The organism is Marinobacter sp. EhC06 (assembly GCF_001650915.1).
GTDB lineage: Bacteria > Pseudomonadota > Gammaproteobacteria > Pseudomonadales > Oleiphilaceae > Marinobacter.
The window spans coordinates 14,089-36,930 of sequence record NZ_LXYO01000011.1; the positions used below are offsets into that span (position 1 = coordinate 14,089).

Below are 22,842 nucleotides of genomic sequence, written 5' to 3' on the forward strand. Positions count from 1 at the left end.
CCCGAGCTACTGCCGGGTGGAGTCTTTTAGCATGGTTGTGGGAGCGGGGATATAGGGAGATATAATTTCCTGAATCGAGAAAGCCGGGACCTTGAGAGACGGGAAAGCTCTGGTTTCCAGGCCATAATGGCTTGGAGTTACTCCAAAAGGCGTTACAAAAATCCTAAGGCACTGAAGTAAAGACTGATTTATCTTTCAGGTCGGATTGTTTGAAGGACGCGAAACAAGGATGTCTGAGAAATGGATTTGAGCCCGGTCTACCAGCCTCTTATTGCTGCACTCTGGTATCTGTTACCTCTGGCCGTAGTGGCTGGCCTGATCAAGTCGCCCTGGTTCAAAGGCAAGTTCGGTGAATTTCTGGTGAACCTCTCTGCACGGTGGTTCCTGGAGAAGTCCCGCTACCATCTCATCAAGAACGTTACCCTCCCCACGGAAGATGGCACTACGCAGATCGATCATGTTCTTGTTTCGGAGTTTGGGGTCTTCGTTGTCGAGACCAAAAACATGAGGGGCTGGATCTTCGGTAGCCCTCATCAACGCACCTGGACTCAGAAGATTTACCGGTCCAACCACAAATTCCAGAATCCGCTGCACCAGAATTACACGCACGTTAAAACACTGCAGACGCTGCTCGGGCTGGGTGACAATCAGATGCATTCGGTGGTGGTGTTCGTGGGGGACAGCACCTTCAAAACGCCCATGCCGGCAAACGTGACTCAGGGGCTCGGGTATGTCCGCTTTATAAAATCCCATCAGGAGTTGGTGCTGACCCCGGAGCAAGTTGCGGAGGTTCGTGAACAGGTGGCGTCCGGTCGCCTCAAGGCATCCTTCGCCACCGACAAGGCGCATGCTCGCCATGTGAGGGCTCTGGTGGCCGAACGCTATGGTGCTGAGCCCCGGCGGCCCAGTAGGGGACTTCTAAAGTTCCTGATCTTCCCGGTATTGATGTTGGGGGTTGGTGCGATCGGCGTAAATGCCTATTCGAACTTTGTCTCGGGGGCGATGGCGACAGGCACCAAAAGGAACGCTGAAAACAGGATTGAAGTCGCACCGCAGGCAGTTCCTCGTCAATCCGTCGGCGAACCCAGAACTGATTCGGGAGCCGTTGCTCGATCGCCTTCCTCAGCCAGCGGTGTCCAGCGTGTGAACCAGCCGCCCTCCGAGTTGTTTTTGGCAAGGCAGGAATGTAACGCCCTGATTGCTGCAGCTCTTGGCAATCAAGATCCGCGCCTTCTCAGAGACAGGGATAAGGCGTGTACTCGGTATAAGGTTCTGCAAGGGGATGTGCATTGAATCAGAAAGGGTTACTCACCGCATGGAATGATACCAAGGGGTTTGGCTTTATTACGCCGGAGGGCGGTGGTGAAAGAGTCTTTGCTCATATCAGCAGTTATGCCGGCCGGGGCCGGCCGGTTTCCAATCGCAAGGTGACTTACACCATCACAAAGGATGCTCAAGGCCGGCCAAGGGCAGGGCGCTTTCAATACGCTGGAGCGGCAAAGGTGGGCGCCAGCATGGCCCGGGGGTTCTGGGTGGTGGCTGCTTTGGTGCTGTTGTTTTTCACCACTCTGGCCGGGCTGTTCTATCAGAGGTATCTGCCGGTCTCAATTCTGGCTGCCTACGGTGGGGTGAGTCTGGTTTTGTTCGTGATGTACTGGATCGATAAGCAGGCGGCGCAGCGGGGTGGCCAGCGCATCGCAGAGAAAACGCTGCACCTTTTCGAGCTTTGTTGTGGCTGGCCCGGTGCACTGGTGGCCCAGCAGGCGTTTCGACACAAGACGCGGAAGGGCAGCTATCAGTTCGTTTTCTGGCTGGCGGTCTTGTCCAATCTTGGCGCTCTGGGGTGGCTGCTTGTGGCCCCGGAGGCAATGAGCTGGCGTCAACAGTTGGGCTTTGATTTGTCGAAGTCTTTGCAGCCGCATGTTTGGTAGTAGACAAAGGAGAAACCTTTATCGGTTTTTCCGATTCTGGACTAATTTCGGAGCATAAAATCTTGGACCCGGTGAGTTTGGTGTTCTCCGCATACCTGAATACCCTGCAGACGACGGTATCGAATCATTTCAATGAAACCAGAAACCTTGAGATTACTCCCGTCGTTGTCGAATACGAGGGTACGCCTGTCTCATACCAGCATCAGCTATGGCGAGTGCGTCCGGAAAGTGTATGTGCGAATTACCAGCAAAATATCAGCAAGTTCTCCAAATGCACTGTTAAGGCCTCAAGGCTATTCAATGCCCTTTGTCTGGAGTTGAAGCAATCAGGGGTAGAAGGCTTGCGGCAGGTGCAGGTTCAGAATATGTACTGTAATGCTGCAGTGTCTTTCAAACCTACTGTTGCCGATATCGGTTCCGCACAAACGCTCTCCGGGCTGGAAGAGGCCCGGCGGGCGTGTAATGCGGCGACCGTATCCTCTATGGGCAATAGCGATCCCCGGTTGGCGCGAGAACGAGATAAGGCTTGTGAGGTTTACCGGGATTTGAAGCGGCGGTGACATTAAGCTCTGAGAGCCGAGCATTTTGCACTCAGTCGGGACTCGAACTTAACCGGTCCAAACGTGGCCTGAACGTATTCACAAAAGCGTTCACAGTGTCCGAAAAATAGGCTTTTGTGTTTTGATCTTCCACCGGAGGCCAGTCACCCCGAATTCGTTTATGTGTAATGACACGGCAATTTTTGTCATCCCACTCGATCGGATACGGAAGCTCACTCCCAATAGTCTCGGCGTCCTCTTTCAATGCATGGTAAAGGGAGACACCTTTATCAGAGCTAGAGAGTCGTAAAAAACAGCCAATCTCAGAAGAAGCTTTTAAAAAATAGAGAGTTATCCAAGCTGTAGTAGAGGAGGGCGGCAATGAAAAGAAAACGTTACCTCTTGCGAGAGGATTCGCCATTGGTTGGTCTGGATCGTCGAGCCTAAGTTCACCAATGAACTCTTTCCAAAATTCATGGTATTGCTCGGAAAGAGGATTTATTTCTTCTTGAATCTGTTCTTGCTGTGATGTGGGCTCCGCAAAGTCCGAAACGTAAACCGTTCGCTGAATCTCTTTCGTTTGGAACAATGTACGCGGCTGGATAAATGTCAAGTCCTTGTCCTCGGTTTGATATACCGCAGTTTCGATCATTGCCAGAGTAAATTTCATGTTAGCGGTGAGATCTAGATATTGAACCATCGCCTGCGTGTCACTGCGAATTCCGTCGCCTGCGATCACGAGCATGAAATCACCTTGTGCGAGCGAGTTACTGACGCCATCAACAAATTCGCTTTCCTCTGTGTTTGGAAAGTGTCGTTTGACCAGCTCATAAGGAATATTTCCTTTATCCCCGGTTCTACGAGTGACCTCGCGTTGGAGGTCGGAATAGCTCCAGGTTTGTAGCTCCTTCGCGTAGTCGAGAATCTGGCCGATAACTTTTCTTCGAGCTTCCGGGTTTCGCCAGAGCTTGGTTTCCACGATGACCACTTTCCCTTGTGGGGTTACATAGACGATGTCTATTGGTCCAGCGCCTGTTCCCATCTCCATGCACAGGGGAACCACATCTCTATAGCCCGGATTGATTTCGCCGAAAGGCAGGCTGTTGGGGTTTTTAAACAGTTGTTCTTGTAGCCACTGCTCGGAGAAACCCTCATGGAAGGCGAGGCGAAAAAGTCGCCGGGTGTTTGAGTTCGCATCTATGAGAAAGGGTGCTGCGCGCAAAGTTGTGATCCTGATGAAAGTGGTTTGTTTAGTATCCTAGTTGAGAGGGTATGGACTTCAAGGGTTTGGGGAGGGGCCGAGTAAAAACGGGACGGCTCTAAACAAAGCTCGTGCCGGTCTGGGCAGGTTTCTGATCGTTACTGAACGTCATAGACCTTAATAACCGTCTTAGTCAGTTCAAGGTCATCTCATTCGCCAGCGCAAGCTGTCTCAATGCCCGGATGGTTGATGCTTTCCCCGAGGGGGGTAATACCCAGTATATGCTCCATGTTGTTCACTTGTTTGTTTAAACCGGGGCTAGATCAGAACTATGGTAGATGGATTTAAGAGCATAGAATTGGCGAGTGGTATCTACTGAGTGCTCATGTGCGCCCAGATTACAAACGCAGCGAAAGGCTCCGATTATGCACGTGGATAAAGCAAAGAAGCGTATTGCAAAGCAGGTCAAGAAGGGCTTTCACGGCTATCCGTTAGTTTCGCTGGAGTACTTTGGTAAAACGCCGGATTCAGCCAGCGAGGTTGTGATTTCATTTACCGAGGAAGAGGGCGCGGAACCCCAGAAGCAAACGTTTGTGAGTGGGGGTGACGCCCGGGAAGACGAAACCATTCAGTCCACCCTCCTTAAAATCATTGAGCGGGCGGATGCCAAAACGGTGACTGAGGTCAGCGGTATTTCCATTCTCAGTGAAACTTGATTACAGACAGGCCCGGACGTCGTCTCCAAGGGCAATGTCACCCGCTTGAACCACCCGTGTCGTGATTCCTCCGTGCCCGCGCATGGCGTTGTAACCGCCGGGCCCCAGTGATGTTTCCATTTTGCTGCAGGGGTGGCAAAGGCCAGTGTATTCCAGCACCACATTGCCGATTCGGAATTGCTTGCCCTTCAGGGCCAGCAGGTTCAGGCCGGATACCACGATGTTGCGCCGGAAAACCTCGGGTGCGATGGCCTCACGTTGAAGGCAGGATGCAATGGCGTACAGGTGTTCTTGCTGGATCAGGGTTACCTGCCGTTTGCTGGTTTCGCGACCCTTGAATCGGTCGCCCTCCAGGCCCTTGCCAGGGGTTATCGCCACGCTGTCGAGTGCCTGCATTGGCTCACCGCGTGCCGGGCGGATTCCAATCCATTCCACGCGACCGCATTGCGGGAGGGTGTCTAGCAGGGTTTGAAGTGGGGTTGGTTCAGACATCGGCGCTCGCTCGTGCACAGAGGCGAAACAGCTCCGCCTTTCCATTTTCAGGAAGGTATCAAAAAATAGAAGAAAACCCATTCTTTTGATGAGGCGTAAGCGTATCGTTTTGGTCAGCGCGTTTATTTGAGGAGTAGGTATGTTTCGCATTCACGTCGAGAGAGTTGTTGGAAAGGATATCGACACGGTCTTTGAGGCCATCGCAGACCATGCCAGCTATGATCGGTTCCCAGGGGTTAGCAGGTCTGTGCTGATTGAAGAGGGAAACGACGAGAAAAATGGGACCGGTGCGCTCCGGGTTATCGGAGCCGGCCGGCTTGAGCTGACTGAACGTATTACCCGGTTTGAGAGGCCAAACCGGATGCACTATCGCATTGAAAAATCGAGCCCGTTCTCCGTTCAGCACACGAAGGGGGAAATTGTTTTAACGCCCGAGGGTGATCAGACGCGTGTGATCTGGATTTCCGAGGGAGCTGTGCAGGTGCCCTTGCTTGGTCGGATGATGGATCGGATGGCTGAACGCAGCTTTTCGAAAGCCTTTAGCTCCCTCCTGAAGTCGATTGAGAAGCTTTAGATCACCCTTCATGGGGGCTGGTCGATGTTTATGCAGCCAATCTTCGGGACCTAAACTCGCAGTGAACTTATCTATGAGGTTAAATCGTAAGATCAGTTGTAATCGCACATTTCGAGGAGCTTGTTATGGGTAGGTTTGTTTCGGTGAGGGCTGTACTGCTTTTTCTATCACTGGTGCTTACACCGATGCTCGCCCAGGCGAAGCCGGTTTGGATTGATGTTCGTACGGAAGCGGAGCACAGGCAGAATCACATTGATGGAGACCCTCTCATTCCACATCAGAACATTGTCGCGCGGGTTGCCGAACGGTTTCCGGACAAAGATACGGAGATTAACCTTTACTGTCGCAGTGGAAACAGAGCTGGCAAAGCGAAGTCTGCTCTGGAAAGTGCGGGCTACACCAATGTGAACAACATGGGTAGCGTTGCCGAGGCGCGGGAGGCGCGTAATCTTTAATTGATGGGAAACCGCGAAAACCGGAACAGGTCTATTTTTCGGGGCTCTTGATATAGAAAACGTTTTTATCCCGGACGCTTATCTCGAAGAGTTCACTGGCCCGGATGAGATCGCTCAGTTTCTTGTACCCGTAGTTCACAGGGGAGAAGGAGCTGTTATTGGAAATGTACTGGCCAACCTTGCCCAGATGGGCCCAACCGTCGTCGTCAGCCGTTTGCTCCACCGCAGTGCGCAGAGTCCTCACCAGCACGGTGTCGCCCCTCAGTTTGTTCCGCTCCCACTTGGTTTCCACAGCTGGTTTGGGTGTGCCGCCGTTGTTGACGCTGTCGGGCTCCTCCACATCTTCGCGCAGGTTCTCTGTGTAGATGAATTGCGAACAGGCGTTGACGAAGGGCATGGGAGTTTTACGCTCGCCGAAGCCAAAGACTGGTAGGCCGGCCTCAAGAATTCTCATGACAAGGGGCGTAAAGTCGGAATCACTGGTCATGAGGGCAAAGGCATCGACGTTTCCGCTGTAGAGCAGGTCCATGGCGTCAATGATCATTGATGCATCGGTAGCATTCTTGCCGGTCGTATAGGCAAACTGCTGAACTGGTCTGATGGCGTTGGCGTGGAGCTTTTCGATCCAGCCGCTTAGTTGGGGGCCGTTCCAGTTTCCATGGGCATGGCGTACGTTCACGGCACCGTACTTGGCAAGTTCCTGAAGTACACCTTCGATGGATTGATGACTAACGTTGTCGCAGTCGATGAGTAGAGCAATTTTGTAGTTGCTGTTCATTGTCTTTGAGCTGTCCCTGTCTCAGATGGCGGGTTCCTATGTTAGCAGTAAAAAGCTGGACAGATTTGAATCCCACCTTATGACGATCCCGGGAGAGCCGGAACGGATCGAACATTGGTCCGTCCCGGTTTCGACAATGGACCGTTACTGAACGTCGTAAACCTCAATAATGGTCTTGGCCAGCTCCAGGTCGTTCTCATTGGCCAGAGCAAGCTGGTTTAGTGCCCGGACGGTTGTTGCTTTCTCCGAGGCATCGACACCCAACAGTTGCACGATGGTGTCGACCTTTTCACCGCCGCCGCTCGCCAGTTGGTGGCGAAACTCTCCGCTGAACGCGATGATGATTTCCTTGATCTGTCGCGGTTTGGAGGTTGAGATTCCCGTCGGGGTATCAGGCTTCAGAGTGACGAAGTACTGGTCCGGGGAAAACTCGTGAATGGCACCGGAAACGCCATCGGTGGTGGAACCCAGCAGGCCGCCAATCACAATGTTACCGAAGAACCACGGATTGGTTGTGGTCGAAAGCTGAGCAGTGTAGGTCTCGTAGCCTTCCTTTTCGAAGGTAATAGACTGGTTAGAGCCGCGGTCCACCGGAACTGTCAGCGGCGTTTTACCCAGCACGCGGCCGGAAACTGTAACGGTGGCTTCTTCAGGTTCGCTGTTGAATGTGAGTTTCTGGTCGGTTCCGGAGACCACCGATGCGCAACCGGTAGACAGAAACGCGATGGCGGCCAGAATAATTAGTAGCGGGTATTTCATGGTGCTTCCTTTCAATGGAGCTGAGTTCCAGCAGGGTTATTGCGTGAGGGACACATCACCGGGTTGGATCTGCAGTTCGGAAAGTTTGTCGAGCAGACCCCGGATGTTGGCTTTTCCGGAGCCTTCGTTGGCCAGCCTCAGGCGCTTGATGGCAGCGAAGGCATCGCCAATGGTGGCGGTGTAGGGGGCGACAACCGTTTCGTTCAGGATTACAGTGCCGTTGTTTTCACGGTCGGTGAGGATGTACCTCACGTGGGTGGTTACCTCGAAGTCCAGCCCGAACATGGGTTGGTCAACTTCCAGCAGGAGCGCTTCGAGCTGATAGCGGCCGGAGCCTGCGAGCAGACCTTGTTTCTGAAGGGTTTGTTTCAGGGCGCCTGCGAAGGCGTCGTTGTCGATTTCGGAGGTCCATGCGGGGTTCGTTTCTTCACCGCCTGATACGTCGGTGACATCCACATTGTCCTGCAGGGCTGTGTCATAGGCCTTCATTGGCCCTTCATACACCATGTTGCCCATTTTGGCGCCGGAAGCGCAGCCGGTGAGGTACAGTAGAGCAGCCAGCACTGCCAGGATCCTTGCATTTCGCACAGTAGATTCCTTCTTACTTAATTGATTATTTTGGTTTATTTCCCGCCGTTAAGCCGGAGCCTACGGCGGCGCGCTATGGTAGCTGAGCGTTGGTGAGCTTGCTATGAACTGAGTGGGTAACCGAAGTAAAATCTCGTGAAATCGCATTGAGGGGACTGGCAGGATGCGAAACTTGGGCGGCAGGCGTTGGAGATTAAACCGGGCATGCTAATCAGGATTCAACGGAACAAAAAATCTGCTCGAAGTAGCACTCGTGGGGCGTTGATGAAAGCGCCGTGGGTGAGAAGTGAGCGGGAAGGTTTATTTCCCCGGAAGACTTCGTAGTATTTCTTTAATCTCCCTTTTTGAATTTTGCTTTGCAATTGCCGCTCATGCACATGGTGCAGTAGTGCTCACGGTCCTCGTGTTTCGTGCCCTCTGCGATCGTGATGCCGCACCCGTTGCAGAGCAGTACGGCAACGTCTCCTTTTACTTCTACAACTGCGTGTTCGTAGTTCATAAAAAACTCCGGTCTGGGCTTTTCTCGTCATTCCAGAACTTTCGGCCAGTTTGCGTTGGCTTGCCGAATGAAACCGTCAGTGTCCTTCAGCCATCGGTCCTGAACAGACTGGTTATAGTTCAAATACAGACGGCCGTCCCGAATGGCCCAGTGTTGTGGATCTCCCTTCGCAAGATAGCCCTGGGCGACGGCCCAGGCGCAGTAGCCGCCATAAGCGGGTACAAAGCGTTCAGGGCTGGCTTCAAAACGTGCCTGGTTTTCTGCGTTCGCAAATCGCCAGGTCACGCCCTGATAGTCTGCAGTATAGTCGCGCGAGCCTTTGGTTGGTTTTCCGGTCTCAAAATAACTGACTGTGTCGTAGCCGCCGGCTCCGGTATTGCTTAGCAGACCCGTGTAAACGGCAGGCTCGGAAGCCCAGGCGCCGGCAGTGAAGAATAGGGCGAAGGTGATGAATAGCAGTTGTCTTTTCATGTCGGTTTCTCCTCCGTCTATAGACACGGGCGAGGTGGATTTGTTTCAAGCGCCACCGGTAAAGCCGGAGGTGGTTACCAGGGCAAGGCATTGAAACCGGTAGGGCTCGTTCGGCCGTGAAGGTTTTGTGACCTCTCCTTTACCGACTCTTGATCGGGCCGTGACGTCCACGTAAGCGGTACTGTTTATTCTGCATTCTCACACTGACGGCCTTCAGGCAGGGGCCGGGCAGTGTCGAATAGAAAATATTCCACAAAGGAGAATGCATAATGAAAACCCTGACAGCCACTATTCTGGCTCTTGGCACCACCCTGGCCCTGATGTCCCCGGCCCATGCGGACGACATGGATAAAGAAAAAAAGGGCATGGACGAGACGATGATGCATGACGATATGAAAGATGACGGCATGGCAAAAGATTCCATGAAGGCCGACACCATGGATGACGGGATGAAGACCGAAAGCATGATGGATGAGGGGATGAAGAAGGAAGATATGGACAAAGACACCATGAAAAAGGATGGAATGTCCGACGGGGATCAAACGTCAATGTAGTAGACGCGATTCCATAGAATCAGCACGTTATGAGACTGAGGGTGTCGCAAATCCTATCAAGGATGCCATCTTAGTGCGGGTTGCGCTTCCATCGCCTTGACTGGGTCTTGGTCTTTCGCTCGATGACGACTTCCCTGTTCCAATAAAAAAGGCAGCCCGAGGGCTGCCTTTTTTGATCACGTATTGGCTGTTATTTACAGGCCAATAACGTTCTCTGCCTGCGGGCCTTTCTGGCCCTGGGTCACGGTGAACTCAACTTCCTGGCCTTCGGCCAGAGTTTTGAAACCGCCACCCTGAATATTGCTGTAATGAACAAAGACGTCTGCGCCGCCTTCACGAGTGATAAAACCAAAACCTTTTGCTTCGTTGAAGAACTTAACGTTGCCGGTAATTGTAGACATAAAGAATTATCCTGAAATTAATCAATAAGGTGCCGCTAAAGGATCGTTGTGATCTTTAATCAGCGATATGCGGGAAACAAAAAAACGTGCAGGATCAAAAACAGGACAAAAGGTGTGGCAACACAAGAGGTCTTATTCGTGAAATGCTTTGCTAAATCTTTCCAACGAGAAAGACAGTACGCTAATTAAAGGGCCCTGCATAGCAAAGTTTTTAAATATTAATAAAAGACCATAGGTTTTCTTTAATCTGCGTGCCTTTGTATACCGCGGGATTTGAAGTGGGGGTTTTCAGGCATGGGCCACTGCCTGCACGCAGCGGCGAAAGAGCTCTGTTGAGAAGAAGTGATGCTCGCCTGGCTGGTCCGCGACGAAGAGCTGGCCACCAGAACCGTAGATGCCGCCCTCAATCATAAGGTTGTCGCTCATTTCGAAATCCTCAATGGTATGGCCGAGCTTGTCCATGTCGGTGCCGCCTGCCCGTTCCCGGTAGTACCGGTTATTCAGGGTAAACCCGAAGGCGGGCTTGCCCTGTCCGATCATATAGCCGACTTCGAAGACCGTACCAGGGTCGGCACTGATGCCACGAAAGGGCGTCAGGTTGGCGATGATGGCATCGCAGCTGTCCATAAGTTTGCGATTGGCCCTGTAGATCCGATGGCCGCGCCTGAATTTCGACTCGTTGTCGGACGAACTCAGCTCGGTGTCCAGCGGGTCTATGCCTATCAAACCATGTCCCAGTAGCAGACGCTTTTTCTCGGCCACGATGGCCTGGTGTTCTTCAGCCGGGAAGAAGACTTCCGGGCCGGCGAGATAGATTCGTCTTGGCTTTGCCATGGGGACCTCTTATAACTGGTAGAACCGCCGGATAGCATCCAGCAACCGGTCGACATCCTGGCGGTTCACATCCAGATGTGTCACGAAGCGAATGGGGTCTCCTGCTGTGATCAGGATGCCCTGGCCAGCCAGGTAGTCCCGCAGCTGCGCCGCTTTGCCTGACCGGCAGCGTGCGTAGACGATGTTGGTCTGGGTGCTGGCGGGGTTTATCTCCAGCTGCGGGATGTCGGCCAGGCTGGTGCTCAGGTACTCGGCGTTCTCGTGATCTTCAATCAGGCGCTGCGGCCCTTTTTCCAGCGCGATTCGCCCGGCAGCGGCCAGTATGCCGGCCTGGCGCATGCCACCACCCACCATTTTACGAAGCCGTGTTGCCCGCTCGATAAAGGCTTTGGAACCCAGCAGAAGCGAACCGACAGGCGCGCCCAGCCCTTTTGAGAGGCACACGCTGACCGAATCATAGTGTCTGGTGATTTCGGTAACGTCGCAGTTGGATTTCACTGCGGCATTGAACACACGGGCGCCATCCAGATGCAGCAGCAGGCCGTGGTTGTCGCAAAAAGCCCGGGCCTGGCGCTGGTAGTCCAGCGACAACACTTTGCCACCGATGGTGTTTTCCAGGGAGAGTAGGCGAGTAGGGGCGAAATGGAAATCGTCGGGTTTTATGGCGGCTTTGGCATTCTCAAGATTGATGCTGCCGTCCGGCTCGTTCTCGATGGGTTGCGGTTGAACGCTGCCAAGCACAGCGGCACCACCACCTTCGTAACGATAGTTATGTGCCGACTGGCCACAGAGGTATTCCTCGCCCCGGCCACAGTGGCTCATGATCGCCAGCAGGTTGGCCTGGGTGCCAGTGGCGGTAAACAGCGCGGATTCGAAGCCCAGCCGTTCGGCGGCGTACGCCTGCAGGCTGTTAATGGTAGGGTCATCACCGTATACGTCGTCTCCCACCTCGGCGCTGGCCATGGCTTCACGCATTTCAGGGGTAGGGCGGGTTACTGTGTCGCTGCGGAAGTCGATCATGTTTACATCGTGCTCACCTGCATCGATGGCTGCTTTGGAATCAATCATCTTTTATAGCCCTGGAGAAAATCTGGTTCCAGCTTATCGGGAAATCGGAGCAGATCAATTTTTTAGTGCGGGTTTAGTGCAAAACCGGGACAGGTTTATTTTCTGTTCGGTCTCGGCTCATTTTGGACGGATCTGGCATGCAGCACTGGTTAGCATGTACTAATCTGAACGTGGGCCTGACAATGACTGCTGCTCATGTTAGAGATTTGTGATTGGTGAAAAGGATTCGCTAATGCTCAGCTACGTCGCTCTGTTCCTGTTGATTTTCGTGGTTTTAGTGCTGTTTTATGGCGTCATTGCCATCCACGACATTCCCTACGAAATTGCCAAACACCGTGATCATCCCCATCAGGATGCTATTCATGTGGCAGGCTGGGTCAGCTTGTTCACCCTGCATGCTATATGGCCGTTCCTGTGGATCTGGGCAACGATTTATCGGCCTGATCGTGGGTGGGGAATTAGACGGCCAGAGGAGGCGCAACGGGCGGATGAAACCCTGTTGAACGAGCTGAATGAAAAACTGGCGGAGCAAGCCCGGCGTTTGGAAATCCTCGAGCAGAAGCAGGGAGGGGAGTAACTTATGGACCTCCTTCTACTTCTGACCTATGCCGCTATCTGCATCGCTATCTTCAAGGTTTTTCGAGTTCCTCTCAATAAATGGACGGTGCCTACCGCCGTGCTCGGTGGCGTGGTTCTGGTCGGCACACTGGTGCTGTTAATGAACTACAACCACCCGTTTACCCACAAGGCAAGGCAGGTTTTTGTGGTGACTCCTATCGTGCCGGAGATTAAAGCCAGGGTGGTTGATGTTCCGGTATCGCCAAACACACCCCTTCAGCAGGGGGAGCCCATGATCGTCCTGGACGACACTCGGGTCATGGCCCGTATCCGCCAGCTGGAAGCCCAACTGGCAGATACAGGCCAGGGTGTGGCCTCTAATGTTGCCAGTGTCTCCGAGGCCCGTGCCAGAGTGGCTCAGGTGACAGCGATAAGGGACCAGGCGTTGCAAACCCTGCGCCGTTACGAAGGGGCGGCCTCCGCTTTCAGTCAACAGCAGATCGACACCCAGCGTCAAAGGGTGGCGGCCAGCAATGCAGATCTCGATGCGGCCAGGGCGGCATTGGAAAGAGCGGAGGCGCAGCTGAGTGGCTCGGTGGATGGCCAGGATCCGGCAGTGGCGGCCATTGAGGCTCAGCTAGAGGAAGCTCGTTTTGATCTCGAGAACACCATTCTGCGGGCACCAACGGATGGCTTCGTGACTCAGTTGGCGGTTAGGCCGGGAATGATGGCGGTGCCGTTCCCGCTCAGGCCAGTGGCCAACTTTGTAAATGAAGAGGAGCGCCGTTTCGTGGCTGCTTTTCGCCAGCAATCACTGTTGCGCCTGAAGCCGGGGTACGAGGCAGAGCTGACCTTCACCGCGTTGCCCGGCGAGGTTTTTCCAGCGCGGGTGGTTGAGGTACTTCCTGCCGTCGCGGAAGCACAGCTTGCTGCGGGGCAACAGTTAATCGGTGGCGAAGCGTTCCGGAGAATGGACAATGAGACGCTGGTTGTCCTGGAAATGGAGGATGCCAGCGCGATCGAGGATCTACCTCTTGGCGTCAGCGCCCAAGTGGCGGTGTATTCCGATCACATGCACCATGTGGCGATCATGCGCAAGATCCTTCTCAGGATGTTGAGCTGGCAGCACTACCTTTACCTGGACCATTGATCCTTACGCCTTCAACGCGCCGCCTTCTGATCAGTATCTTATGCAGTTTATGGGGTCATGGAGGATAGGGAGTGCCGGGTACGGGAAGTAGGGGCGCCCTTGTGCTGGAGGGTTAGGCGAGGCGCTTATGCGAGCGCCGTTCTCGCTTTCTGCGCCAGCAGGTAATAGCACCGTTATTTGTTAGTATGGCTGCACTATTATCCTGAGAACGACCAAGCCCGCCAGAATGAATGCTCCTTTCAAACTCCGGCCATACCAGCAAGAAGCGGTTGATGCCACGCTGAATCATTTCAGAAAGTCCGATGAGTCCGCTGTTATCGTGCTGCCAACCGGTGCTGGCAAAAGTCTGGTTATTGCCGAGTTGGCGCGCCTTGCCAAGCGGAAAATCCTGGTGCTGACCCACGTAAAGGAGCTGGTGGAGCAGAATCACGCCAAGTACCAGAGTTACGGGTTAACCGGCGGAATCTTCTCCGCCGGGCTGAAGCGGAAGGAAAGCCGCCACCAGGTAACCTTTGCCAGTGTGCAGTCGGTGTCGGCGAATCTGGACCAGTTCCGGGATGAATATTCGCTGGTCATTATTGATGAGTGTCATCGGGTGAGCGGAGAGGAAACCAGTCAATACCAGCGGATCATTGAGCTGCTGCGGCAGCAGAACGACGCCCTCAAGGTGCTCGGGCTAACCGCCACCCCCTACCGTTTGGCCATGGGCTGGATCTATCGCTATCACTACCGGGGCTTTGTCCGGGGTGGGGATGACAAGCCCTTTCAGCACTGCATTTACGAGCTGCCGCTGAGTTACATGATCAACCGGGGGTATCTCACCCGGCCGGAGCTGGTGAACGCGGCGGTGGCGCAATACGATTTCTCAGCGCTGCCCCAGGACCGCTTTGGCGAATACGCCGAGAAGGACGTAAACGAGCTGCTGGGCAAACACAAGCGTGTGACCCGCGCCATCGTTGAGCAGGTGATGGAGCTGGCTGCCGAACGTCAGGGCGTGATGATCTTTGCGGCGACGGTAGACCATGCCAGAGAGATCACCGGATATCTGCCGGATCACCAGACCGCCCTGATAACCGGCGCGACCGATCTGAAGGATCGGGACTTGTTGATTCAGCGCTTCAAGCAGCGGGAGCTGAAATATCTGGTGAATGTGTCCGTGTTGACCACGGGCTTTGATGCGCCCCATGTGGACTTCATCGCCATTCTTCGGCCCACCCAGTCGGTGAGCCTGTATCAGCAGATTGTGGGGCGCGGGCTTCGTTTGAACGAGAGCAAGCAGGATTGCCTGGTGATCGATTACGCCGGCAACCATGTGAATCTGCATCATCCGGAAGTGGGGGAGCCAAAACCGAATCCCGACAGTGAACCGGTGCAGGTGTTTTGCCCGGGCTGTGGGTTTGCCAATATCTTCTGGGGCAAAGCCGATGGTGACGGCCGTGTGATTGAGCACTATGGCCGACGGTGTCAGGGGCTGCTGGAGCCAGCGATAGGGGATGACTCTGCAAAGCTTCAAGGGCGCCCGCAACAGTGTGATTACCGTTTCAGTTTCAAGGAGTGCCCGCACTGCGGAGCCGAGAATGATATCGCAGCCCGCAACTGCCATCAGTGCCAGAAAGCCATTATCGACCCGGATGATCAACTCCGGGATGCCCTGAAACTCAAGGATGCCATGGTAATCCGCTGCGCCGGGATATCGCTGGTTGCTGATGGAAGCAAACTGAGGATCACCTATCACGGTGAGGATGGGGAGGAACTCAGCGAGTCGTTTGATTTCAGCAAACCAGGACAGCGCACTGTGTTTAACAGACTGTTCGGGCGTCGTTTTGCCAATAGCCAGGCTCCGAGAGTGTTCAGCTCAGCGGATGAGGTGTTTGAATTGCAGACCCTGTTGCCGGCACCGGATTTCGTGATTGCTCGAAAGCAGAAGCATTATTGGCAGGTGCAGGATCGGATTTTTGATTATCAGGGGAGTTTTCGTAAGGCGTATTAAGTGTAGGGCTTCATGGAAATCGCCAAGAGGTGCGCCAGTAATATCGTGAAAACCCATATTGGGTAAAAAATCACCCAATATGGGTAGCGTCCGGAGTGATGGGCCATCATCCGAACGCAGGCTGCTGAGGCTTACTGCCAGCAACCCGCTTCATCCACGCCATGTCCAGTGGCACCAAAACGTTCAGGGCGAACAGCACCCAGCCCAGGGGCTGCAAGCTCTCTGCAAACCAGACCATCAGGGCGGCGGCCAGCAGGCTCCAGGCAACATCGGCAGCAATCATCACGTTCAGGTACCTCTCCTGCCACCGTTCATTGATGGCCATGGCGGCCATATCCACGCACCAAAGTAGCATCACGATGCCGACCACCAGGTAGAAAGTTGCACTGGGGCCACCGGCCCATTGGGCAATCGGCTCAGCGGCCAGAATGAGAGCCAACGCCAGGGGCGTGGAGACGAAGACATCGCTCAGAAGGATTTGCTTCACGCTGAATCGACGGATTAAGTTTTTCATGGGATCACCTCAATCGGGTTTCGCAATGTGTTGAACTACACTGCAAAGCTTCTACCCGGGCGGTGATAGTCTCAATTACCTGTGAGGTAATGGTTCCGCCTACCCTCAGCTACGATAATGGCTGAACACTCGGAATTTACGGGAAACCCAATGAGCGCCTTCGGAACGCTGTTCAGAGAAATGCGGCAGGGCAAGCGCCTGAGCCAGATGGATTTTGCCCTGGCGTGTGAGGTGTCGCCGAAACACATCAGCTTTCTGGAAACCGGCCGCAGCAAGCCCAGCAAAGGCATGGTTCTGCATTTAGCGCAGATGCTACAGGCAGACCTGGCCGGCACCAATCGGCTCTTGTCGGCGGCGGGATACAGCCAGGTCTATTCCGACCAGGATCTGAACGCGCCTGGCATGGCCATGATCAGGGAGGCGCTTGGGCACCTGTTGCAGGGACACCTGCCTTACCCGGCGGTGGTGTTCGACCACGAGTATTATCTGGTGATGGCCAACCAGGCCATGCAGGCGATGATGGCGAGGATGATTGAGCTGGGGGCCCAGTTTCCGGTCCGGCCGAACTTCTTGCTGTCGCTGCTGGATGAACACGGCATGAAACCCTTCGTGGGTGATTGGGAGAATATTGCCTGCCACATGCTGCAACGCGTCTACCATGAGCATCTTGCCGGTCCCTTCCGGGATCAGCCCAACCGATTGCTGGAGCAGGCTCTGACCGTACCCGGTGTTCCTGAGAACTGGAAAAGCCACGTGGTGGAACACCTGGACTACCCGGCGATTCCTTTCACGCTGAATCTGGGGGATCAGCAGCTCAGGATCTTTTCCACCATCGCAACTATCGGCACGCCGCTGGATGTGACTGCTCAGAATTTGCGGATTGAGCATTTCTTTCCGATGGATGAGCAGAGCAAGGCGTACTGGTGCAGATAGGGGAGGCGAGGGCCTTTGACTCGTGATTCCCTGGGCCGGATATGTCTGACCTTCCATAACGGGATAATCGCACAGTGCGGTTGCCGGTCATTTCAAAACATGCAAACCCTGCAGATCACGAAGCACCTGCGTTGGTGCCAGACCAATCATATTCCGGAACATCCGGCTCAGGTGGGCTGAATCATGCATGCCAGCGCTGAGAGCGGCATGGGTGAGTGATTGGTTTTTCGCCACGTGGTAGAGAACCGAACGCAGGCGCGACCAGCTACGGTAGCGGCGAAAACTGATGCCCACCTCGGCCCGGAACAGGTGGTTAAATCGCGATTCCGACAAGTGCACCTGATCTGCCAGGTCGGCACGGTCGGAGGGCAGGTCGTCAAGGTTGCGCAGGTAGTTCAGGCTGAGGGCGATTCGCTTGTCCAGGTCAGTCTGTCGCCCCAGGGCGGAGGTGGGAAGGAGCTTTGCAAGATCGAAGGATTGCAGAGTCCGCGTCAGAGAACGGGAGCGCTGAAATGGCTGGATCGGGTCAAACACCACCGGTCGATCATTCAGCCATCCGGCATTCAGAAGCCGGGTTTCCGGCGCGTCTGGTTCCAGATAGAGCGAGGCCATGTATTCGCCCCCGCTGTCCATTTCGTGCTCGACATCTGCATCAACCAGGGCGCTGTGGCAGGTTTCACATCGGCCATCCGGGAACCTGATCGTGATGGGGCCGCTCAGGCCAATCAGCAGTACCGGCGCGGCATGGGCGTGCAGTCGTGCGGGAGGCAGCTCGCCCAGGAATAGTGCCCGGTCACGCGCAAGCCAGATTTCTTTATCCTGTGTCATTGAACAGCCCAAACGTACAAGTTCTGCCGCAGGCCCCCGCAGCATAATTCGGCTTCACAACTATAACCAAGGAGAAAACGTATGTCTCTGGCTGAAAAAATATGCCTTTCAGCGGCTTTTTTGTTTTTCATGACCGGGCTACTCACCGGTATCTGGAAGTACATGCACATGGCCAGGAGCGAGGACGCTTCCTCGCCGGTGTATGTTGATATCGCTCATCGCAGTTCGCTGCTCTACAGCTTTGCAGCACTTTTGTTAGCCGCGTTCAGCGGCTACAGCGTTCTGGCAGCCTGGATCAATGCCGCTGCAGCCATCGCGGCTCTGGCGTTTTTCGCGTTTGCCATTGGCACGTATGTGCTGCACGGTTTGCTCCGGGATACTGACAACCAGCTTCGTCGTCCGCATCGCCTGGGTAAGCGGATACTCCCACCCTGGATGACCGGGTTGTTCATGGTTCTGCTGATCGTCGGAGAAGTGGGCGGTACCCTGGTTCTTGGAACCGGTGCGATGCTGGGCATCTGGAAGGGCTGAGGACCAGTGGCCCGAAGAGGCCATCCCTACTGTGAACATCCAGTTACCTGTGGCGCTGGAGTCAATTTAAACGCGGGTTATAATGGCGCATCATGAATCTAAGCAGAGCCCCTTATGCCAATCGAAAAGAACCAAGTCGTCCTGTTTCATTACAGCGTACGCGATGAACAAGACAACGTTGTTGAAAACTCCCATGGCGGCGAGCCGAATGCCTATCTGCATGGTCATGGCGGCATTATCAAGGGCCTGGAAGAAGCCCTGGAAGGTCGCGATGCTGGCGATACATTCAGTGTTACCGTCACTCCGGATAAGGCCTACGGGCCGCGCAAGGCAGATGCCATCCAGCGGGTTCCGATCAAGCATTTGATGGGTGCCAAACGCTGGAAGGCGGGCATGGTCGCCCAGGTTCAGACCGAGCAGGGCCCTCGCCACGTGGTTGTTGCCAAGGTAGGCCACAAGTTTGCCGATGTAGACACCAACCATCCGATGGCCGGAAGAACCCTGACGTTCGATATTGAAATTATTGACGTACGCGCGGCCACCTCGGAAGAGCTGTCCCACGGCCACGCCCATGGCCCCGGTGGGCACCATCACTAAGCGTTCGGTTTGATCGATTCAGTCCGCCAGTTTCGCCTGATGATGCAGAGCGAATTTGAATCGATGTTGTTGTCGGGGTTGAATTCATGCGCCCTCCCTCGCATGTCCATGGTACGAAGCATTCACAGTGCCACATTTTCTCCAGATGATTTTCACGACAACCGGGGGGAAGCATGGAGACGCGAAGATTCGGAAACACCGACATTCAGGTAACACCGGTCGGGCTTGGTACCTGGGCCATCGGCGGCTGGATGTGGGGCGGAACGGACGAAGCCCAGTCCATTGAGACTATTCACCGAGCTATTGATAAAGGTATCGGTCTGATCGATACGGCACCGGTTTACGGTTTCGGGCGCTCCGAGGAAATAGTGGGCAAGGCCCTAGCCGATGGCCGGCGAGATCAGGTTGCCCTGGCCACCAAAGTAGCTCTGAACTGGAACGATGATCACGACAAAGTCTGGCGGGATTCTACTGCCTCACGCATCGAGCGGGAGGTCGAGGATTCTCTGAAACGCCTTCAGACCGACCGGATCGATATTTATCAGGTTCACTGGCCCGATTCGAAGACGCCCATGGAGGAAACTGCCCGGGCGCTGGAAAAGCTGTACCAAGCTGGGAAAATTCGCGCCATTGGCGTCAGTAATTTTACGCCGTCCCAGATGGATGAGCTGCAAAAAAATGTGCCTCTTCACAGTTTGCAGCCCCCGTATAACCTGTTTGAGCGCGATATCGAGCAGGAAATTCTTCCGTATTGCCGGGAAAACGGTATTGTCACCATCACTTACGGCGGGCTTTGTCGCGGTTTGCTGACCGGCAAAATGCGGGAATACACCCAGTTCACTGGTGATGATCTGCGCAAGAATGACCCGAAGTTTCAGGGTGAGCGCTATCGCCAATACCTGAACGCGGTGGCTGAGCTGGATGCGTTCGCCAAAGAGCACTATCAGAAAAATGTACTGGCCTTGGCACTTCGCTGGCTGGTGGACCAGCCAGGCGTTACAACCGCACTTTGGGGCGCCAGACGGCCTGACCAGCTGGATCCGGTGGACGAGATCGACGGCTGGTCTCTCGACAAGGATGCGATGGCCGAAATCGATGGCATTCTGGAACGGTGCATAAGTGATCCCGTTGGGCCCGAGTTCATGGCGCCGCCGACTCGGTAAACTTCCGCCATGGCCGGGTTCTTTGCAGCGGTGAGTGCACTGACTGCTGGGAGCCCGGTGGCTACTTCACGCTTAGCCAGCATTCGTGTTGGCACATCCTGACTTTCGCTGTACCTTTTTAGCTGCCGCAATCACTTTTCATCTGTCGGGTAAAGCGCAGTGTTTAAAAGGTCAAGGAAAGTCGTGTATCCGTTTATGTTGTTTGCGTGGCTTCTGACGGTTGCAAGCTCTGGCCACGCAAAGATCTATAAATGGGTGGATGAGGACGGAAAGGTTCATTTCAGCGACCGACAGGACCACAGGGTTAAGCAGGAAGTGGTCAACGTTAAGCCGGGTACCTCAGAATGGTCACGCTTTGAAATCGATATCAAAACGGTTGATGTTAAGCTGAGCGAAGAGGAACACCAGCAGATCGTTGAGGGCGTTAACAACGTCTATGAGTTTTTTGATCGGGTGATGTCCTTTGATATGCACAGGACGGTGCCGGTCAACATTCTGATCCTCAAGGACGGCGCGACATACCGGAACTACCTCGTCCGTCGGGACGGGGGCATGGCTGTTGCTTCCTACGGGCTTTACATACCTTCCGAACACCAGATCGTCGTCTATATACGGAAAAACAGAAGCCTCACCTTCAAAACAATCAAGCACGAAGTGAGTCATGCGGTTGTTGATTCCATCGTTCCGTATTCGCCTGCCTGGTTGAATGAGGGGCTGGCGGAGCAGATGGAAATGCTGAAGCGGGATGAATCGGGTTTGTACTTTGAACGCCACCACGAGAACCGGTGGGTTGTTGATCAAGCCCGTGAGCAGGGCCGTCTAACGGCCATCGACCAGTTGTTGAAACTGTCCAGCAATAACTGGCGACACTCCGACTTTTCGGGGCGAAGCAGCCTGCGGGCCCAGTCTGGACAGTTCGTTTATTTCCTGCTTTCCAAACCGACCAGCCGTAACTTTGTGGTGCGGCTGATGCACAACTTTAACCGGGGAGATCGCACCCTCTCGTATTATCTGGTGGATGATAATTACATCGGTGGTGTAACCATGCTGGCTCTGGACTGGCGGCGGTGGTTGCACGATCAGGGGGACAGTGTCGTTCGGCTTTAGTGGTCTGCTGCTGTTCGGGCACGAATTGCAGGCTTACCTGTCCTAGTCTGGTGTAATGGCAATCTCGTACATTTTCCTGAACATTGAATTGTGCGTGAGTAATTGCCCTGATAAATCGCGATAAGAGGATTGGATATGCCTCAGCTTCGTTTTGCCTATCTCGTTTGTTTCGCTGTTCTTGCTGCTTTTCTCGCCGCCTCTGCTGCGCAGGCCCATCACGGTTGGGCGTGGGCAACCGACGAGGAGTTTGAAATCACCGGTGTCATTCAGTCTGTGCGTCTTGGTAATCCCCATGGCGAGGTCACCATCAGCGTGGATGGAGAGGATTGGGTTGTGGAAGTCGGCCAGCCTTGGCGTAACGACCGCGTTGGGCTCACAAAAGAGATGTTGAGCCAGGGCAGGGAAATCACCGTGCATGGTCATCGCTCTGCCCGAGAAGGCGAGCGCCTGGTCAAGGCTGAGCGGGTTGTGATCGACGGCAAGGACTACGATCTGTATCCGGGCCGTAAGTCCTGATTCCGGGGATGTTTGAGCAAGCACTGGTTTCCGTCGAAAATCTGGCCTTTGTCTCAGCCCTGCGCAACTCTACATTGATGTACCCGGTGGTAAACGCCGGGCATATTCTCGGGGTTTCGTTGCTGGTTGGTGGCATTGTGCCGCTGGATTTGCGATTGATTGGTTTCTGGCGTACATACCCCGTGATGGTGTTTGTCGATGTGCTGCGCATAACGGCAGCAGTTGGTCTGGCGCTGGCGGTTATCTGCGGAGCGCTGTTGTTCGCCACCGCGGCCCCGGATTACGCCAGATCCCCGCTGTTCCAGGCTAAAATTGCGCTTGTCTTGCTGGGCGTGTTGAACGCGTTGACTCTGGGGCGGGTAATGACACGCCGGGACATACGGAGCCTGCCGATGGAGTCACCCATGCCTTTGGACCTCAGGGCAGGGGGCTTGCTTTCGTTGGTAGTCTGGATCAGCGTACTGATTCTCGGCAGGTTACTGGGGTATTTCTGACCTTGTGTTGATGCCCGTCGCCAGCAACTCCTGCAACATGCTGTAGCTCAGCCCCCAGATACAGGCACCTTGATAGCGGCAACAGGGCATGTTCAGCGTGCCGATGGGCGTAGGCCAGGGAAGCTGGCTCTGGTTCTCGCAGGCGGCGAGGTAGTCCAGAGGGACCCAGACCACCCGCTCGACTTCATGGTTGAGCAACACGGCCTTGGGCCCCTGCCATTCAAACACATAAGGGGTGACAACCATCGGGCGCCAACGGCTGTGATGGCGGGTTATCAGGTCGGATAGCCGGGCCAGATAGCGGCCATGGCGGTTGAGTTCAATGCCGGTTTCTTCCAGTGTTTCCCGCTCGGCGGCAGCCCGGGCAGACCTATCTTCGGGTTGCAGCCGGCCGCCGGGGAAGGCCATGTCGCCGGACCAGGGATCACCCTCCCGTCGGGCCCGCTGAATGAAGAGCAACTCCTTTCCCCCGCTTTCCGTTGTTCTGACGATCAGCGCGACGGATGCTCGAGCGAATCGGCGTCGAAACGGTATTTTGTGAGGGCGCAAATGGCTTACCCAAGACTTAGGACGCACGAAAAACTGTCCTCTGCTGATTGAT

The 22,842-nt window shown here is 54.6% G+C and carries 30 protein-coding genes; 17 read left to right on the forward strand and 13 right to left on the reverse strand.

The window, feature by feature from the left end:
* Window positions 1-240: 240 nt before the first annotated feature.
* Genes A8B84_RS05790 through A8B84_RS05800 form a run of 3 tightly spaced genes read left to right on the forward strand, consistent with a single transcriptional unit; the run spans window position 241 to window position 2,491 of the window.
* On the forward strand, window positions 241-1,293 hold the full coding sequence (locus A8B84_RS05790; RefSeq protein WP_064227733.1) for a nuclease-related domain-containing protein: 1,053 nt from the start codon (window positions 241-243) through the stop codon (window positions 1,291-1,293).
* Entirely contained in the window at window positions 1,290-1,931 is a 642-nt protein-coding gene (locus A8B84_RS05795) for a DUF1294 domain-containing protein (protein ID WP_064227734.1), read from the forward strand. The genes A8B84_RS05790 and A8B84_RS05795 overlap by 4 nt, the downstream gene beginning before the upstream one ends.
* A complete protein-coding gene (locus A8B84_RS05800) occupies window positions 1,925-2,491 on the forward strand; it encodes a hypothetical protein (protein WP_227512684.1) in 567 nt (188 codons plus the stop codon). The genes A8B84_RS05795 and A8B84_RS05800 overlap by 7 nt, the downstream gene beginning before the upstream one ends.
* Window positions 2,492-2,522: 31 nt before the next feature.
* On the opposite strand, the gene A8B84_RS05805 is transcribed toward A8B84_RS05800, so the two are convergent.
* A complete protein-coding gene (locus A8B84_RS05805) occupies window positions 2,523-3,692 on the reverse strand; it encodes a DUF4268 domain-containing protein (RefSeq protein WP_064227736.1) in 1,170 nt (389 codons plus the stop codon).
* 404 nt (window positions 3,693-4,096) lie between these two features.
* On the opposite strand from A8B84_RS05805, the gene A8B84_RS05810 reads away from it, so the two are divergent.
* Complete coding sequence (locus A8B84_RS05810) at window positions 4,097-4,387, forward strand: hypothetical protein (RefSeq protein ID WP_064227737.1); 291 nt, start codon at window positions 4,097-4,099, stop codon at window positions 4,385-4,387.
* On the opposite strand, the gene A8B84_RS05815 is transcribed toward A8B84_RS05810, so the two are convergent.
* A complete protein-coding gene (locus A8B84_RS05815; protein WP_064227738.1) occupies window positions 4,388-4,879 on the reverse strand; it encodes an MOSC domain-containing protein in 492 nt (163 codons plus the stop codon).
* 139 nt (window positions 4,880-5,018) lie between these two features.
* Here A8B84_RS05815 and A8B84_RS05820 point away from each other — a divergent pair, with 139 nt between their 5' ends.
* Both A8B84_RS05820 and A8B84_RS05825 read left to right on the forward strand, forming a co-directional pair.
* Window positions 5,019-5,453, forward strand: a complete 435-nt coding sequence (locus A8B84_RS05820) for an SRPBCC family protein (RefSeq protein ID WP_064227739.1) — start codon at window positions 5,019-5,021, stop codon at window positions 5,451-5,453.
* A 125-nt stretch (window positions 5,454-5,578) separates the two neighbouring features.
* Window positions 5,579-5,908, forward strand: a complete 330-nt coding sequence (locus A8B84_RS05825) for a rhodanese-like domain-containing protein (RefSeq protein ID WP_064227740.1) — start codon at window positions 5,579-5,581, stop codon at window positions 5,906-5,908.
* Window positions 5,909-5,939: 31 nt separating this feature from the next.
* Here A8B84_RS05825 and A8B84_RS05830 read toward each other — a convergent pair whose 3' ends face one another.
* The 5 genes from A8B84_RS05830 to A8B84_RS05845 form a co-directional block, all read right to left on the reverse strand.
* Window positions 5,940-6,686, reverse strand: coding sequence for an NYN domain-containing protein (locus tag A8B84_RS05830; RefSeq protein ID WP_064227741.1), 747 nt, complete (start codon window positions 6,684-6,686; stop codon window positions 5,940-5,942).
* A 144-nt stretch (window positions 6,687-6,830) separates the two neighbouring features.
* Complete coding sequence (locus A8B84_RS05835; protein ID WP_064227742.1) at window positions 6,831-7,445, reverse strand: PEGA domain-containing protein; 615 nt, start codon at window positions 7,443-7,445, stop codon at window positions 6,831-6,833.
* A gap of 36 nt (window positions 7,446-7,481) precedes the next feature.
* Window positions 7,482-8,033 (reverse strand): hypothetical protein, encoded by a 552-nt coding sequence (locus tag A8B84_RS05840; RefSeq protein WP_227512685.1) that lies wholly within the window; start codon window positions 8,031-8,033, stop codon window positions 7,482-7,484.
* Window positions 8,034-8,364: 331 nt separating this feature from the next.
* A complete protein-coding gene (locus A8B84_RS21650; RefSeq protein ID WP_162841248.1) occupies window positions 8,365-8,532 on the reverse strand; it encodes a hypothetical protein in 168 nt (55 codons plus the stop codon).
* 27 nt (window positions 8,533-8,559) lie between these two features.
* A complete protein-coding gene (locus A8B84_RS05845; protein ID WP_064227743.1) occupies window positions 8,560-9,003 on the reverse strand; it encodes a YHS domain-containing (seleno)protein in 444 nt (147 codons plus the stop codon).
* Between the two features lie 269 nt (window positions 9,004-9,272).
* Between A8B84_RS05845 and A8B84_RS05850 the strand changes: the two genes are divergently transcribed.
* On the forward strand, window positions 9,273-9,557 hold the full coding sequence (locus A8B84_RS05850) for a hypothetical protein (protein WP_064227744.1): 285 nt from the start codon (window positions 9,273-9,275) through the stop codon (window positions 9,555-9,557).
* A 194-nt stretch (window positions 9,558-9,751) separates the two neighbouring features.
* On the opposite strand, the gene A8B84_RS05855 is transcribed toward A8B84_RS05850, so the two are convergent.
* The 3 genes from A8B84_RS05855 to ltaE all read right to left on the reverse strand — a co-directional run bounded on the left by A8B84_RS05855 (window position 9,752) and on the right by ltaE (window position 11,812).
* Window positions 9,752-9,958: a cold-shock protein gene (locus tag A8B84_RS05855; RefSeq protein ID WP_008172483.1), complete on the reverse strand. Its 207-nt coding sequence runs from the start codon at window positions 9,956-9,958 to the stop codon at window positions 9,752-9,754.
* Between the two features lie 288 nt (window positions 9,959-10,246).
* Window positions 10,247-10,792, reverse strand: a complete 546-nt coding sequence (locus A8B84_RS05860; RefSeq protein WP_064227745.1) for a nucleoside 2-deoxyribosyltransferase — start codon at window positions 10,790-10,792, stop codon at window positions 10,247-10,249.
* Window positions 10,793-10,801: 9 nt separating this feature from the next.
* Window positions 10,802-11,812, reverse strand: coding sequence for a low-specificity L-threonine aldolase (gene ltaE, locus A8B84_RS05865; protein WP_064227849.1), 1,011 nt, complete (start codon window positions 11,810-11,812; stop codon window positions 10,802-10,804).
* Window positions 11,813-12,092: 280 nt separating this feature from the next.
* Between ltaE and A8B84_RS05870 the strand changes: the two genes are divergently transcribed.
* From A8B84_RS05870 to A8B84_RS05880, 3 genes are all read left to right on the forward strand, one after another.
* Complete coding sequence (locus A8B84_RS05870) at window positions 12,093-12,437, forward strand: DUF3302 domain-containing protein (protein ID WP_064227746.1); 345 nt, start codon at window positions 12,093-12,095, stop codon at window positions 12,435-12,437.
* Window positions 12,438-12,440: 3 nt separating this feature from the next.
* Window positions 12,441-13,568, forward strand: coding sequence for an HlyD family secretion protein (locus tag A8B84_RS05875; RefSeq protein ID WP_064227747.1), 1,128 nt, complete (start codon window positions 12,441-12,443; stop codon window positions 13,566-13,568).
* A gap of 226 nt (window positions 13,569-13,794) precedes the next feature.
* Complete coding sequence (locus A8B84_RS05880) at window positions 13,795-15,558, forward strand: DEAD/DEAH box helicase (RefSeq protein ID WP_064227748.1); 1,764 nt, start codon at window positions 13,795-13,797, stop codon at window positions 15,556-15,558.
* Window positions 15,559-15,664: 106 nt separating this feature from the next.
* On the opposite strand, the gene A8B84_RS05885 is transcribed toward A8B84_RS05880, so the two are convergent.
* Entirely contained in the window at window positions 15,665-16,072 is a 408-nt protein-coding gene (locus A8B84_RS05885) for a hypothetical protein (RefSeq protein ID WP_064227749.1), read from the reverse strand.
* Between the two features lie 150 nt (window positions 16,073-16,222).
* Between A8B84_RS05885 and A8B84_RS05890 the strand changes: the two genes are divergently transcribed.
* Window positions 16,223-17,005 (forward strand): helix-turn-helix domain-containing protein, encoded by a 783-nt coding sequence (locus A8B84_RS05890; protein ID WP_082905097.1) that lies wholly within the window; start codon window positions 16,223-16,225, stop codon window positions 17,003-17,005.
* Between the two features lie 87 nt (window positions 17,006-17,092).
* Here A8B84_RS05890 and A8B84_RS05895 read toward each other — a convergent pair whose 3' ends face one another.
* Window positions 17,093-17,833 (reverse strand): AraC family transcriptional regulator, encoded by a 741-nt coding sequence (locus A8B84_RS05895; protein WP_064227750.1) that lies wholly within the window; start codon window positions 17,831-17,833, stop codon window positions 17,093-17,095.
* A gap of 81 nt (window positions 17,834-17,914) precedes the next feature.
* Here A8B84_RS05895 and A8B84_RS05900 point away from each other — a divergent pair, with 81 nt between their 5' ends.
* The 6 genes from A8B84_RS05900 to A8B84_RS05925 all read left to right on the forward strand — a co-directional run bounded on the left by A8B84_RS05900 (window position 17,915) and on the right by A8B84_RS05925 (window position 22,241).
* Entirely contained in the window at window positions 17,915-18,364 is a 450-nt protein-coding gene (locus tag A8B84_RS05900) for a hypothetical protein (protein ID WP_064227751.1), read from the forward strand.
* 114 nt (window positions 18,365-18,478) lie between these two features.
* Complete coding sequence (locus A8B84_RS05905; RefSeq protein WP_064227752.1) at window positions 18,479-18,961, forward strand: FKBP-type peptidyl-prolyl cis-trans isomerase; 483 nt, start codon at window positions 18,479-18,481, stop codon at window positions 18,959-18,961.
* A 173-nt stretch (window positions 18,962-19,134) separates the two neighbouring features.
* Window positions 19,135-20,124 carry an aldo/keto reductase gene (locus A8B84_RS05910; protein WP_064227753.1) on the forward strand — a complete coding sequence of 330 codons (990 nt, stop codon included), beginning with the start codon at window positions 19,135-19,137 and terminating at the stop codon, window positions 20,122-20,124.
* 183 nt (window positions 20,125-20,307) lie between these two features.
* Entirely contained in the window at window positions 20,308-21,231 is a 924-nt protein-coding gene (locus A8B84_RS05915; RefSeq protein WP_227512687.1) for a DUF4124 domain-containing protein, read from the forward strand.
* 135 nt (window positions 21,232-21,366) lie between these two features.
* Window positions 21,367-21,747: a DUF6152 family protein gene (locus tag A8B84_RS05920; RefSeq protein WP_064227755.1), complete on the forward strand. Its 381-nt coding sequence runs from the start codon at window positions 21,367-21,369 to the stop codon at window positions 21,745-21,747.
* Between the two features lie 8 nt (window positions 21,748-21,755).
* Window positions 21,756-22,241, forward strand: a complete 486-nt coding sequence (locus A8B84_RS05925; protein ID WP_064227756.1) for a hypothetical protein — start codon at window positions 21,756-21,758, stop codon at window positions 22,239-22,241.
* Here A8B84_RS05925 and A8B84_RS05930 read toward each other — a convergent pair.
* Window positions 22,224-22,817, reverse strand: coding sequence for an NUDIX hydrolase (locus A8B84_RS05930; protein ID WP_064227757.1), 594 nt, complete (start codon window positions 22,815-22,817; stop codon window positions 22,224-22,226). The two genes, A8B84_RS05925 and A8B84_RS05930, sit on opposite strands and share 18 nt — an antisense overlap.
* Window positions 22,818-22,842: the final 25 nt, after the last annotated feature.